Consider the following 13,577-nt stretch of genomic DNA (forward strand, 5'->3'; position numbering starts at 1 on the left):
TCAGGCCCTCTCCCAGCTCCATGGCAGGGAAGAATTCCGGGCTCTCCTGCAGGAAGCCTATGACGTCGGCAAGGCCGCCGGCGTCCCCCTGCCCGACGACATCGTCGACGACCAGTACGACCGCATCTTAGGCAGCGACGACATGGATGCCACGAGCTCCCTCGAGCGGGACATCGCCGCCGGCCACCAGAGCGAACTGGATACCTTCAGCGGCGCCCTCATCCGCCTGGCCCGCCAGTACGGCGTGCCCGTGCCCATGTCGGAGAAATGTTACCGGGCGTTGGTGTAGGGGCGCCCATACGGGCGCCGCAGGCCGCAGTGTAAAGCCCCGTTAAGTGGTTAGTGGCTCGTGGCTAGTGGTTAGGGGCTGGCTTACGCATTACTGTAGTAAGGCCCCTCAGACCGCCTGGAGCGGCCAGCTCCCCTTCTCAGGGGAGCCACTACAAACTGCAAATTACAAATACGAAAAAGAGAGGCTGTCGCATCGGCGACAGCCTCTCTTTGTAAGCGGTTTTATCTCATACTGTTTTATACTATTTCTATACGTGTTTCAAAAGGAGGAGAGTTCTGTTAGGAAACTCTTTGACTATCTGAGGATGGCGCCAGAGATAACCATCTGCTGTACCTGGTTGGTGCCTTCGTAGATCTGAGTGATCTTAGCATCGCGCATGTAGCGTTCAACCGGATATTCGCGAGTGAAGCCATAGCCGCCGAATACCTGGACAGCATCGGTGGTGACCTGCATAGCTACGTCAGAAGCATATTTCTTAGCGATAGCTGCATCTACGGAGTAGGATTTAACGTCAGGCTGAGCCATTTTCCAAGCTGCTTTGTAGACAGCGAGGCGAGCCGTTTCGATTTTGAGTTTCATGTCAGCGAGCATGAAGCTGATAGCCTGGAATTTAGCGATCGGTTTGCCGAACTGTGTACGTTCTTTAGCATACTGAACAGCTGCATTGTAAGCACCTTCAGCAATGCCGAGAGCCTGTGCGCCAACGCCAACACGGCCGCCGTCGAGGGTCATCATAGCGATCTTGAAGCCTTCGCCTTCTTTGCCGAGGAGGTTTTCAGCCGGAACTTTTACGTTCTGGAATACGAGTTCACGCTGTACGGAAGCGCGGATACCCATTTTAACTTCTTTTTTGCCATAGGTAAAGCCTTCCATGCCTTTTTCGAGGATGAAAGCGCTCATGCCTTTAGCGCCTTTGGATTTGTCCGTGGAAGCGAATACGACAGTAACGTCAGCTTCGCCGCCGTTGGTGTTGAAGACTTTGGAGCCGTTCAAGGTGTAGCTGCCATCTTCGTTTTTCGTAGCGACTGTGGAGCCGTTCAAAGCGTCGGTACCAGCATTCGGTTCGGTGAGGCCGAAAGCGCCGAGTTTTGTGCCTTCTGCGAGGGGTTTGAGGAATTTAGCTTTCTGTTCAGCTGTGCCAAATTTCCAGATCGGCCAGGAGCAGAGCATAGTGTGTACTTCAAAGCTGAGTGCGATGGAGGGGTCAACTTTAGCTACTTCTTCGCAAGCAACTGCGAGGCTGAGGAAGTCAGCACCTACGCCGCCGTTTTCTTCTTCCCAAGGAATACCGAGAAGGCCGAGAGTACCCATTTCGTCGAGGATAGCGCGGTCAAAGACTTCTTTTTCGTCGCGATCTTTGACAGTGGGAGCTAATTTTTTTTCTGCAAAATCTTTTGCGAGATTTGCGATATCTTGCTGTAATTCAGAAAGTTTGAATTCCATGATTGAGTTTCCTCCTAAAAGATTGTATATATGGTTTTTATTTAAAAACGGCAGAGCCGTCTTTAAAGCGTCATGAACAGCCCACAGCCCGCACAACGCGGGCTGCAAGCTGCCATACTGTCTGCCGGAGCAGGCAATTTATCCTGTAGCAGGCACCTTTCGGAGTCCCGCCCAGATGGCTGATGGATCAGGCGATTCTTAGAGAATTTCCGAGAAAGCCTGGATACGGGTGCGGAGCTGTTCGAGCGACGGAGATTCGATGTCGAGGTCGAGGACGGTGTAACGGACACCGGCTGCTTCGAATTCCGGTTTGTAAATCGGATAGTCGAATTCTTCCGGATCGCAGAAGCGCATCATGCAGATGACGACAGCGTCAGCATTGTATTTCTTGGTCATGTCGATGAGCATCTGGCCACGCGGTTTGTCTTCGTTCAAAGCGAGCGGGCAGCCATCGAAGTCCTGCCACTGCTGAGCGAGCTGTTCGAGGGGATCGATGCCGGACGGTACGTCTGTACGGAACTGGCGGGATTCCTGAGCGAGGTCGTCAGCGACGACAGCGATGTTGAATTCGCTGAAGATGTCGAGGAATTCATCCGGTTCTGCCATGATACCGGAGAGGATGACTTTTTTGCCATTCCACGGCTGTACCGGTTCTTTCTTGACAGCGTCGATAAGTTCGCGGACCAAAGCGGTGTGTTCAGCTTTGTCCATGAACCAGCGGGCTTTGATGACGTCATGGCGTTTGACCGGAGTGAAGATCTGCGGGTACTGAGCAGCTACGTCGCAGAATTCACGCATAACCTGACGGTTTTCGTTGTATACTTTGATAGCTTCCTGGATAGCCAGGTCGGAGATTTTTACGTTGAGGATACGTTCCAATTCAGTGCGGACATGTTCGTATTCAGCTTTGAGGAAGTCGACAGCCGGGCGGATCTTACGGTTCTGGGGCTGTGTGAAGACGATGACCGGAGCTTTGCCGTGCCATTTCTGGCTCATGCAGCGGAGGGTATCGCAGGGAACGGAGAAGATGACAGCGTCGAGGCAGTCATACGTGCCGTTGAGCTGGAGTTCCATGTCAGCCTGCATCAAGGAACAAGCGAACGGAGGAAGGTATGTACGAGCTGCGGAAATCTGCGGGTTCTGGGAACCGAACATGCCTACCGGGAGATAGCCTGCAGCGTATACGATTTCTTCCGGAGCGTAGTAAGGCATCATGCCTACGAGGCCTTTGCCCTGTTTTTTATAATTCAAAACCGTCTTCTGGGGATGGTTGGATACTTCCTGTAATTTGCTGATAAGTTCGTCGATCTGACTCATTAGTGGTTTCCTCCTTCATTGGCTTTTTTGTCTGCCATCATTTCTGCCAAAGCTTCTACACGGGTATCGAACTGTGCTTCCGAGAAGTTACGAGCATCGGTCTGGTCGCCGTCGAAAATGACATACGGTACGCCGAGGTTCTTCTGGACTCGCTGGCCACCTTCGTTGTTGAGAAGGCTCATGTTCTTGCAGGAACGGTTCTGATGCATGATCAAGCCGTCGCATTTGCCGTCGCGGACAACTTTTTCAAGAACAGCGCCGCGCTGTTCGAGGCAGCAGTTGATGTATGTACGGGAATAAGCTTCTGCCATGGATTCGAGGTCGCCCGGTTCGTAGGAAACGTCCCACATGCCAGGATAAGCGGAACCAGTCATGAGAGCGCCCTGACCTTTGAGTTCTTTGAAGGTGTGGCCGAGAGCGATCCAGACAGCGATACCTTCCCAGGTAACACGGGATTTTTCGTTTTCACCGAAAGCCCATTTCTTATTAGCTACTTTTTCGTCCAATTCTTTGAGGAATTTGTTGAACGTGATTTCCGAGTAGTTCAAGGAGCGGGCAGCAACGGCGAGGCCCATGTAGTTGAAGAGGTCGAAGCCGTTGAGCGGCGACGGTTTGTACTGGAAGTACGTAGCGATTTTGTTCCAGGCAGCGATGGAGCGCTGTGTCTGTTTCTGTACTTCGAAGAATTTGTCATAGTCGAAGGGACGGCCGCAGAGGTCTTCGAGCTGTTTGATAGCGTGTTTGAATTCGCCGACGATGTACTGTTTAGCATGTTTCGTAACAGGGAATTCATGGTTGAACGGTACGTCGATGTTGATGAGAGGTACGTTCAATTCTTTAGCCAAGTTTTCATACCATTTGAGCAAGGTATTGCAGATGTTGTTGCAAGTGAGGACAACATCCGGAAGGGGAATCGGAGAAGCCGGGGAGTTTTTGAGGACTTCCGGCGTTTCGCCTGTCAGAGCCTGCTGTTTGAGGAGTTCCATGTAGCCCATGTTGACGCGGCAGTAGGAACAGATGTCCTGGTTGTAACCTTTGTTTTCAGCAACTTCGAGCATGGCCGGAGCACCGTGACGGGCACCGATACCAGCTGCGTGAGTTTCCGGATAGACGATGGCGATGTCCATAGCCGTGCAGAATTCCGGAGGAGCGACAGAAGCGGACCAGCAAACGAGGCGGCCTTCTTTTTTCGCTTTACGTGCGTCTTCATCGACTTTCGGCAAGAAGTAACCAAGGGCTTCCTTGGAGCTCATGCTTTCAATATCTACTGTTTTTTCTTCACTCATGATTTTGTTCTCTCCTTTGACTTATTTCTTGATTTTATCATAAGCAATCAAAGCAGCTCCGAGAGCACCCACCGCTTGGGGATGCAGAGCGACTCTGACAGGAATACCTAATTCTTTCGATACGGCATCGACGACGCCGGGATCGCGGGAGCCACCGCCGGTCATGGTCAGGTCTTCACCGACACCGACGCGGCGCACGAGAGCGCAGGCTTTGGCGGCGATGGACTGATGGACACCGGCTACGATATCTTCTTTCGGGACATTCTTGGAAAGAAGGGAAATGACTTCCGATTCAGCAAAAACCGTGCAGGTACTGCTGACGGCAGCGGGATGCTTCGATTTGAAGTACCAGTCCCCCATTTCAGACATGGGGATTTCCAGTACCTTCGACATGACGTCGAGGAAACGGCCCGTACCAGCGGCGCATTTGTCGTTCATGGCAAACTGCATGACCAGGCCCTGGCCATTCAATTTGATGGACTTGACGTCCTGACCGCCGATATCGAGGATGGTCGTCGTACCGGGGCATTCAAAGAGGGCCCCTTTGGCATGGCACGTGATTTCGCTGACTTCGCCTTTGGCGCAGTCGACATTGAAACGGCCATAGCCTGTGGCGATGATGTTCGCCATGTCTTCAATTTTTAAGTTGGTATCTTTGAAGACTTCGTCCAAAACGCGTTCCGGACCGGTCGAACCGGTGCCGATTTCAACGACGGCATGGGCGACGATCTTCTTGCCATCTTCCAGGATGACTGCCTTGGAAGAAGAAGAACCAACGTCGATTCCGAGAGTATACACAGTTTTCACCTTTCTTTATAAAAAATCAATCATTAAAAGGGTTGGGATTGCTGCGATTGATGGGAGCTACGGTCTGGACATATTCGACGAGGATGCCGGCGTCCGTGCTGGGACGGCGGAAGTTGACGATGATATCGTCCGTTCCCCGGACGGCTTTCTTTTCGAGCATGCAACCAGGCTTCTGGCTTTCCATAATCTGACGTACCTTTTCGACATCATCCACTTCAAAGGCGATATGAGCGATACCTCCCCTGCCATGATTGAAATCTTTGAGGACCCCTTCACGGGGAATAATGAATTCGATAGGCGTACTGTTTTCACCTTTTTTAGTGAAAATGAGATCCGCATGGTAGGCGTCGACGAAACCGGAATAATCCACTTCCAGACCATTGGTCTTGATGAATTCATGGGCCTTTTCCAAGGTCGGCAAGACGATGCCGATATGGTGCAGGCGCATGGGATGCCATGTTTCGTTGAGCTTCCCTTTTTCCGGGCCGAGATTCTTAACGAAAGGATTTTCGCCGCGGCCGGTGATAGGTGCTGTCGTCTGAACATATTCAACGAGGATACCCTGGTTGGTTGTCGGGCGGCGGAAGTTGACGATAATGTCGTCCGTACCCTGGACAGCTTTCTTTTCTAACATGCATCCCGGACAATCTGCTTCCATTTCCTGGCGGACAGCTTCGACATCGTCCACTTCGAAGGCGATGTGGGCAATGCCGCCGCGGCCACCATTGAATTGGGTAAGCACACCGGAGTGCGGGATAATCATTTCAATCGGGCTGGCAAATTCACCAAACTTAGTGAAAATGAGATCAGCCTGGTAAGCATCGACATAGCCGGCATAGTCGATTTCAAGTCCATTATTCTGCATGAATTCATGGGCTTTTTCTAAGGTCGGCAGGACAATGCCTACGTGGTGGAGTCGCATAGGTTTCATTTTTTCAACCCCATCGGGCCGTCCTGGAAGAGGCGGGCATCCATGAGTTTCGGATTATCAATGATCGGCTTGAAGTCCATGTGAGCGAGGATATCTTTTTCAATATCGATGCCCGGTGCGACTTCGATGAGTTTCAAGCCTTCTTTGGTCAGTTCAAATACGCAGCGTTCCGTGATGTAGAGAACGTGTTTGCCGTTGCGGGCTGCATAGGAACCGTTGAAAGTGATCTGGTCGACAGCTTTGATGAACTTCTTGGCTTTGCCTTCCTGGAGGATCTTGACTTTGCCGTCTTCGACAGCGATTTTCAAGCCGCCAGCCGTGAAGGTGCCGCAGAAGTAAACATTCGGTGTCTGCTGGGAAATGTTCGGGAAACCGCCGCAGCCGGCAACGTTAGTACCGAACTTGCTGACGTTGATGTTGCCCGAGCCATCGCACTGGGCCAGGCCGAGGTAAGCGATGTCCAGACCGCCGCCATCGTAGAAGTCGAACTGATAGGTGTGGTCGATGATGGCATCGGCATTGCGGGACGAACCGAAGCGGGCACCGCCCTGCGGTACGCCACCGATGGCGCCGCCTTCGACGGTCAGGGTAATGGTATCGGCGATACCTTCTTCACCGGCAACAGAAGCAACGTATTCCGGAGCACCGACGCCGAGGTTGACGACAGCGTTTTCAGTCAATTCCAAAGCGCCGCGGCGGCCGATGATTTTCTTAGCGCTCATGGGGAGAGCTGCATCGGCAGCGCCTTCGGGAGCACGATGTTCGCCGCTGAGGGACGGATCGTATTCGCAGTCATACGTCTGCTGATGGTCTTCCGGAGCTGCTACGACGACGTAGTCGACATAGATGCCGGGGATCTTGACCATGCGCGGGTCGAGGCTGCCGTGAGCGACGACGTCTTTGACCTGGACGACGACTTTACCGCCACAGTTGTGAACGGCCTGGGCGACGGAAGTGCTTTCGAAAGGCCCGATTTCTTCATCCATGGTGATGTTGCCCGATTCATCGGCATAAGTGCCGCGGAGGAAAGCTACGTTGACCGGGAAGGTCGGATAGAAAAGCTGTTCGTGACCGTCGACTTCGATCAATTTGACCAAGTCTTCTTTGGTTACGTCATTGAGCTTGCCGCCGAGCTGACGGGGATCGAGGAAAGTTTCCAAACCGATATCCGTGAAGACGCCGAGTTTGTGGCCTGCCAAAGCGCGGAACCAATGAACCAGCGTGCCCTGCGAGAAGTTGTATGCTTCGATTTTGTTTTCAACAGCCAGTTTACCGATAGCCGGTACTGTCTGCCAGTGACCGATGATGGCGCGTTTCAAAAGACCTGTGTGTGCCAGGTGTTCTGCAGCACGGCCATCGCGTTTACCCTGGGAACCTGCGTAGATGTAAGTCAGGTTCTGCGGCGTGTTCGTATCCAAGAACCGTTTTTCCAAGGCTTTGGTCAGGGCTTCCGGATGGGCACTGCTGACAAAACCAATAGACGTAATCGTGTCGTTGTCTTTTACGAGCTGAGCTGCTTGTTCAGCTGTAATGATTTCTACTTTTCTCATTACCGTAACTTCCTCCTGCTATGTAGAGTGTACCGACGCTGTCGTCGCTACTGTCGTACGCCTTTGTGAAAATTTTCCAAAGGTGAATTACTGACTAGAATGATATCATGGAAAACCCATAACGTCAATGAATAAATCGGGACAAATTAGTCACAAGGAATAGAAAATCTACAAATCTATTCCACTTTAGAATTATAAATTTTGATATTTATAATTATTTATCGAACAACTAATTTCAAGCGAATTACGGCAATAAAATGGCTTATATATTGACATAAATAGATTAATTCATCACGTATGATTTTTAGTTTAATCGATATTATATATTAAAAAGTCGGAAACCCCTGTAAAACAGCCATGACCAAAAGGTACTGTTAAAAACCAAGCATGATAATTCGTTATAGTATGTGAAAAACGGTACTTATTCTTTCCTTCTAGAATAGTTCGTAATAGGAAGTTTAGGGGCTAGGGATTAGTGGTTAGGGGTTCGTGGCTAGTGGTTCGCCTGAATCATCTAAAAAAGCTGCCGCACGAAGCCCAGATGGCTTTATACGGCAGCCTTTTTTTGCGCTGTAGGGGTCGCCACGTGGGCGACCCGTTGGATATTTGGTGGCGCTCTCCCTAAAATGAATAATCACTCATATTCTAAGACAGGCCTATCATGATTGTATAGACATAATAGATTGGAGTATATTGAACGTTTTCACGCATATCATTTGTCATGTATAACGTCTACATCACATTTCAGGCGGGCTTGCCACGTGCAAGCCCCTACAGAAAAAGGGACTGTCGCATGTGCGACAGTCCCTTTTTCCCTACCCTACCAGGACCTGTCCGAAGTAGACGATGGCCCCTAAGAGGATGATATATGGTACATAGACTTTCATGATTGCCTGAAGGATTTCGTTATCCTTGCCGGTCAGGGAGATGGCCCCGACGGCGATGGCGATACTCTGCGGCGAAATCATCTTGCCTGCGCAGGTACCGGCCGCGTTGGCAGCAGCCAGCCAGGCTTTATTGGCGTTGATGGCGGCAGCGGCATCGGTCTGGAGGTTGCCGAAGAGGACGTTACTGGACGTACCGGAACCGGTGATGAACGTGCCGACAGAGCCGATGAGCGGTGCAATGGCCGGATACATCATGCCCGTCGCTTCGACAGCCGTGCGGGCGATATCTGACGTCATGCCGCTGTAGCCCATGACTTTAGCTGTAGCGATGACGGCGATGATGGTGATGATCGTATTGCGCAGGCCTTTGATGGTGTTCAGCAAGACGAAGAACATTTCGCTAAAACGGGCCGACTGGGCCTTACCACTGATGAAGGCTGCCAGGAGGATGAGGATGCCCGGCGTATTGACCCAGATGAAGGTATAAGGTACGCCGCCCTGACCGGTATAGATGAGGACCGACGATTTAATAGCCATGAGCGGTGCATGGATGAAGGGAACGAGTTTCGACGTCAGCAATAAGAAGACGAAGATCAAGATGAAGGGCAGGCAAGCCAGCAGACCACCGCGGAGCGGTACGTGAGCCGGATTGATGTCCATGGCATATTCCGGATCGTCGATAGGACGGAAATGGGAATAAACGACGATGAGGGCCATGATGACGATAGAAGCCCCCATGACAGCCAGTTCCGGACCGACGAAGGCCGAGACGATGAGTTCCGGCACAGCCAGGCCCAGGGCCGAGAGCAGGGTAACCATGAAAACGCCTTTGAGGGCCTTCAGCGAGCCGCCGACGATGGCGACGATGATGAACGGGCAAAGGATGTTGAGCGGCAGGAGCTGCAAGCTAATATACGTCGACAGCTGGACCGGATCGAGGCCCGTCAAGTTAGCCAGGGTGCTGGCAGGGATACCGATGGAACCATACGTTGTCGGAACGGAGTTAGCAACCAGGCAGACCAGGATAGCCTTGATGGGGTCGAAGCCCAGGGCAACCAGCATCGACGCCGGGATAGCGATAGCCGTACCGAAGCCGGCCATGCCTTCCATGAAGGCGCCGAAACCCCAGCCGATGAGCAGGGCCAGGACGCGGCGGTCCTTGCTGACCGTCGTCAGCATGTGCTTGACGATATCCATGCTCTTGGTGTACAAGGTCAGATTATACGTAAAGATAGCGGCGATGATGACCAGTAAAATAGGCCAGCATGCCAGGGCCACGCCTTCCAGGGCTGCCGTAGCGGCATCCATGCCCGGCATATGATACCAGGCCAGGGCGACGGCAAAAGAAATGATCAAGGCAATGGGACATGCCTTGAAGCTCTGCATCTTCAGGAAGCCCAAAGAAACGATGAGCCACAAAATAGGTGACAATGCCAATAAAAATACCATAATACAAATACCCTCTTTCTTTGTTCACTTTTGAACTTATTATATGCTCAAAAACTATTAATAATTAAATAATTAATTCCCGAACAACATGATACTATTATATAATAGAAAAAGGGCATAAATCAACAGCTTAACAATGCTATTAAAGTATAGTTCAAGCCTTAGTTAGACGAAAAACGCAAGATTATTTTTCGATTTTGGCGAATATTCTTATTTCCCGTCTTTATTCTTTTTTTCACATACTATGGATAGGGTACAAAAAAATCAGCTATTTCCTAAGAAATAGCTGAAAACATGTTCAAAAAGTAACGTTTTATTGTTCATTTTTTTGTATATAAATTACGCGCTGCGGATAAGGTATATCAATACCGTTGGCATCGAAGGTATCCTTTACCTTGGACATAGTGTCGTAATAGACGGGGTAATAATTTTCCTTGGCGACCTTGGGAAAAGCGGCGATGCGCACGGAGCTTTCGGCAAATTCGCGGATGCCGATTTCCATCGTGTCGGCATTGAGGACCCGCCTGTCTTCCCGGAATATCTGCTTCAGCAGGGCAATGGCCTTGTGATGGTCGTTCTGGTAACCGATGTCGAAGAAAAAAGTAATGTACCTTTCCTGCTGGTAAGAGCTGTTGGTCACCTGGGACGAGGTGATACTGGAATTGGGGATGAAAATCGTCTTGTTGTCTTTCGTCGTAATAGCCGTATTCATCATCTGAATCCCTTTGACGCTGCCTTCTACGCCGCCGACGGCGATCCAATCTCCGGCTTTGAAAGGCTTGAAGATCAGGATCAAAAGGCCGGAAGCGAAATTCGACAGATTGCTCTGCAAGGCCAGGCCGACAGCCAGGCCAAAGGCGCCGAACGCGGCCAGGAAGGAATTCGTCGGGATACCGGCCTTATTCAGGGCCGACAACAGGACCAAGGCCATGATGGCATAATAAATCAGCTGGCTGACAAAGGTGATGACCGTATGGTCGTAATTGGCATGGGTCATCATGCGGACAGCCAGGTTCTTGAAAGCCCGGGCCACATAGCGGCCGACGATGAAGATGACGATGGCATAGATGACATCGGGACCGTGGTTAAGCAGAAAATCCTTTAAATGGTCCAGCGTCGTGACGCTCTGCGTGACCTGGTTCTGGACATCGGCCTGGACGACGTTAGCCGCCTGCTGCGCTGTATCGGCCGTATTTTCAGCAATGTTCATATTTCGCACCCTCCTCTTGTGTGTAGTTATATTATACCCGGGATTTTGGGTAGTGGCTAGTGGCTAGGGGTTAGGGGTTCGTAGGGGCCGACGGCCCGGCTCTCCTGCTAGGAGAGCTGTCAGCGCAGCTGACTGAGAGGTTAACCTCTCCGGCCCTTCGGGCTACCTCTCCTATGAGGAGAGGCTTCCGACGGATGCCTTACGTTACAGTTACCGTCATTCCCTCATTATACTAGAAGCGGGCTCACCACGTGCGAGCCCCTACAATTGCGCAGACAGGCGATAACTAATTCACGGCCTGTAGCCTTGCGCATAAATGTATGCAAAAAAAGGGCTTGTTGCACATGCAACAAGCCCTTTTAAGTTGCTAGTGGTTAGCAGTTAGTGATTAGAAAATTTAAATTCCATTTCTACAGACTACAAACTCCATACTGCAAACTATAAAGAGAAAGGGGCCTCGCATGATGGCAGAAACCTTCGTGCGACAGCCCCTCTTTTAAGTATCAAGTTTGTAGTTTTTAGTTTGCAGTTATTGGCTAAAAATTTAACCTCTTTCTACAAACTCGGCACTACAAACTTTAAACTATCTTTTAGCCTTCGATTTCGGATACGACACCGGCACCTACGGTACGGCCGCCTTCACGGATAGCGAAGCGCAGGCCTGCTTCGATAGCAATCGGTGTGATGAGTTCGACTTCCATCTTGACGTTATCGCCAGGCATGCACATTTCTGTGCCTTCCGGCAGGGTGATGACACCCGTTACGTCAGTCGTGCGGAAGTAGAACTGCGGACGATAGCCGTTGAAGAACGGCGTATGACGGCCGCCTTCATCTTTGGTCAGGACATAGACCTGAGCCTTGAATTTCGTGTGCGGATGAATCGTGCCCGGTTTAGCCAGGACCTGGCCGCGTTCGACGTCTTTGCGGTCGATGCCACGGAGCAGTGCGCCGATGTTGTCGCCTGCTTCTGCGAGGTCCAGGATCTTACGGAACATTTCAACGCCCGTAACGACGGTATCTTTCGGTTTATCAGCGAGGCCGACGATTTCGACAGCGTCACCGACTTTGATCGTACCACGTTCGACACGGCCCGTAGCAACCGTACCACGGCCGGTGATGGTGAATACGTCTTCGACAGGCATCAGGAACGGCTGGTCCGTCGGACGTTTCGGCGTCGGGATGTAGCTGTCGACAGCATCCATCAAGTCGAGGATGGATTTTTCAGCTTCCGGATCGCCTTCGAGGGCTTTCAATGCAGAACCTACGATGATAGGTACTTCATCGCCAGGATAATCATATTCAGTCAGGAGGTCGCGGACTTCCATTTCAACGAGTTCAATCAGTTCCGGATCGTCGACCTGGTCAGCTTTGTTGAGGTATACGACGATAGCCGGTACACCGACCTGGCGGGCCAGGAGGATGTGTTCACGAGTCTGCGGCATCGGGCCGTCAGCTGCGGATACAACGAGGATAGCACCATCCATCTGAGCTGCACCAGTGATCATGTTCTTGACATAGTCAGCATGCCCCGGGCAGTCAACATGTGCATAGTGGCGTTTTTCCGTTTCATATTCGACGTGCGCCGTGTTGATCGTAATACCACGTTCACGTTCTTCCGGAGCCTTGTCAATATCGGAGTAATCTTCGAACTTGGCAAAGCCCTTCTTTGCTAATACTTTCGTAATAGCAGCCGTTAATGTCGTTTTGCCATGGTCGACGTGACCAATCGTACCGATATTAACATGCGGTTTTGTTCTTTCATAATGTTCTTTTGCCATTGTAATCATTTCCTCCTTTAGGAAAAAAAACAGCTACCCACTTGTATTCTATCACACATCCATACTCTTTGCTTAAAAAAATAGGAAAATTTAAACAAAAAATATTTTTGCATATAGAAATAACCTCGTATGCACGAGGTTATTAGTGTGGTGGCGGCTCGGAGATTCGAACTCTGGACACTGCGGGTATGAACCGCATGCTCTAGCCAACTGAGCTAAGCCGCCATGTGTGGAGCTATTGACCGGGATTGAACCGGTGACCTTATCCTTACCAAGGATACGCTCTACCGACTGAGCTACAACAGCTTATGAACTGGTCAAAGCCAATTATGAAGTTGTTTTTTTACCTGACAGTAAAAAAATTTGGTAGCGGGGGCAGGACTTGAACCTACGACCTTCGGGTTATGAGCCCGACGAGCTACCAACTGCTCCACCCCGCGATGATTGGTGGTGGGGGAAGGATTCGAACCTTCGAAGGCAAACGCCGGCAGATTTACAGTCTGCTCCCTTTAGCCACTCGGGAACCCCACCATTTACTGGAGCCAACGATAGGACTTGAACCTACAACCTACTGATTACAAGTCAGTTGCTCTACCAATTGAGCTACGTTGGCTTACTGTTCCGTGG

General features: G+C 51.0%; 10 protein-coding genes and 5 tRNA genes. 1 reads left to right on the forward strand and 14 read right to left on the reverse strand.

Annotated elements, in window-relative coordinates:
* Positions 1-289, forward strand: a 289-nt coding sequence (locus tag NM10_RS11055; protein WP_020311646.1) for a ketopantoate reductase family protein, incomplete at its 5' end; no start/stop codon positions are given.
* 297 nt (positions 290-586) lie between these two features.
* Here the strand turns inward: NM10_RS11055 and NM10_RS11060 are convergent.
* From NM10_RS11060 to NM10_RS11125, 14 genes are all read right to left on the reverse strand, one after another.
* Positions 587-1,735, reverse strand: coding sequence for an acyl-CoA dehydrogenase (locus tag NM10_RS11060; protein ID WP_020311647.1), 1,149 nt, complete (start codon positions 1,733-1,735; stop codon positions 587-589).
* Positions 1,736-1,933: 198 nt separating this feature from the next.
* The gene (locus NM10_RS11065) at positions 1,934-3,052 is read right to left on the reverse strand and encodes a 2-hydroxyacyl-CoA dehydratase subunit D (protein ID WP_014015709.1); all 1,119 of its coding nucleotides are present in this window, start codon (positions 3,050-3,052) and stop codon (positions 1,934-1,936) included.
* Positions 3,052-4,338: a 2-hydroxyacyl-CoA dehydratase subunit D gene (locus tag NM10_RS11070; protein ID WP_020311648.1), complete on the reverse strand. Its 1,287-nt coding sequence runs from the start codon at positions 4,336-4,338 to the stop codon at positions 3,052-3,054. The genes NM10_RS11065 and NM10_RS11070 overlap by 1 nt, the downstream gene beginning before the upstream one ends.
* Positions 4,339-4,359: 21 nt before the next feature.
* Entirely contained in the window at positions 4,360-5,136 is a 777-nt protein-coding gene (locus NM10_RS11075) for an acyl-CoA dehydratase activase (protein WP_014015707.1), read from the reverse strand.
* 25 nt (positions 5,137-5,161) lie between these two features.
* Positions 5,162-6,076, reverse strand: a complete 915-nt coding sequence (locus NM10_RS11080; RefSeq protein WP_014015706.1) for a VOC family protein — start codon at positions 6,074-6,076, stop codon at positions 5,162-5,164.
* Positions 6,073-7,626: a propanoyl-CoA transferase Pct gene (gene pct / locus NM10_RS11085; RefSeq protein ID WP_020311649.1), complete on the reverse strand. Its 1,554-nt coding sequence runs from the start codon at positions 7,624-7,626 to the stop codon at positions 6,073-6,075. Before pct ends, NM10_RS11080 begins: the two co-directional genes overlap by 4 nt.
* Positions 7,627-8,441: 815 nt before the next feature.
* Positions 8,442-9,962, reverse strand: a complete 1,521-nt coding sequence (locus tag NM10_RS11090; protein ID WP_020311650.1) for an L-lactate permease — start codon at positions 9,960-9,962, stop codon at positions 8,442-8,444.
* Positions 9,963-10,275: 313 nt separating this feature from the next.
* Positions 10,276-11,172, reverse strand: a complete 897-nt coding sequence (locus tag NM10_RS11095) for a mechanosensitive ion channel family protein (protein ID WP_020311651.1) — start codon at positions 11,170-11,172, stop codon at positions 10,276-10,278.
* A 590-nt stretch (positions 11,173-11,762) separates the two neighbouring features.
* On the reverse strand, positions 11,763-12,950 hold the full coding sequence (gene tuf, locus NM10_RS11100) for an elongation factor Tu (RefSeq protein ID WP_020311652.1): 1,188 nt from the start codon (positions 12,948-12,950) through the stop codon (positions 11,763-11,765).
* Positions 12,951-13,098: 148 nt separating this feature from the next.
* Positions 13,099-13,175 (reverse strand) — tRNA-Met (locus NM10_RS11105).
* 5 nt (positions 13,176-13,180) lie between these two features.
* Positions 13,181-13,256: transfer RNA gene (locus NM10_RS11110), tRNA-Thr, on the reverse strand.
* 58 nt (positions 13,257-13,314) lie between these two features.
* Positions 13,315-13,390: transfer RNA gene (locus NM10_RS11115), tRNA-Met, on the reverse strand.
* 5 nt (positions 13,391-13,395) lie between these two features.
* Positions 13,396-13,481 (reverse strand) — tRNA-Tyr (locus NM10_RS11120).
* Positions 13,482-13,487: 6 nt separating this feature from the next.
* A tRNA-Thr gene (locus NM10_RS11125) sits at positions 13,488-13,563 on the reverse strand.
* Between the last annotated feature and the right edge of the window lie 14 nt (positions 13,564-13,577).

The sequence above is a fragment of the Megasphaera sp. NM10 genome, from assembly GCF_000417505.1.
GTDB classification, from domain to species: Bacteria; Bacillota; Negativicutes; order Veillonellales; family Megasphaeraceae; genus Megasphaera; species Megasphaera intestinihominis.

Coding starts and splice junctions, on each gene's coding strand:
- NM10_RS11095 (WP_020311651.1), bottom strand. CDS start 11,172: ATGAACATTGCTGAAAATACGGCCGATACAGCGCAGCAGGCGGCTAAC.
- NM10_RS11070 (WP_020311648.1), bottom strand. CDS start 4,338: ATGAGTGAAGAAAAAACAGTAGATATTGAAAGCATGAGCTCCAAGGAA.
- NM10_RS11065 (WP_014015709.1), bottom strand. CDS start 3,052: ATGAGTCAGATCGACGAACTTATCAGCAAATTACAGGAAGTATCCAAC.
- pct (WP_020311649.1), bottom strand. CDS start 7,626: ATGAGAAAAGTAGAAATCATTACAGCTGAACAAGCAGCTCAGCTCGTA.
- NM10_RS11080 (WP_014015706.1), bottom strand. CDS start 6,076: ATGAAACCTATGCGACTCCACCACGTAGGCATTGTCCTGCCGACCTTA.
- NM10_RS11090 (WP_020311650.1), bottom strand. CDS start 9,962: ATGGTATTTTTATTGGCATTGTCACCTATTTTGTGGCTCATCGTTTCT.
- tuf (WP_020311652.1), bottom strand. CDS start 12,950: ATGGCAAAAGAACATTATGAAAGAACAAAACCGCATGTTAATATCGGT.
- NM10_RS11060 (WP_020311647.1), bottom strand. CDS start 1,735: ATGGAATTCAAACTTTCTGAATTACAGCAAGATATCGCAAATCTCGCA.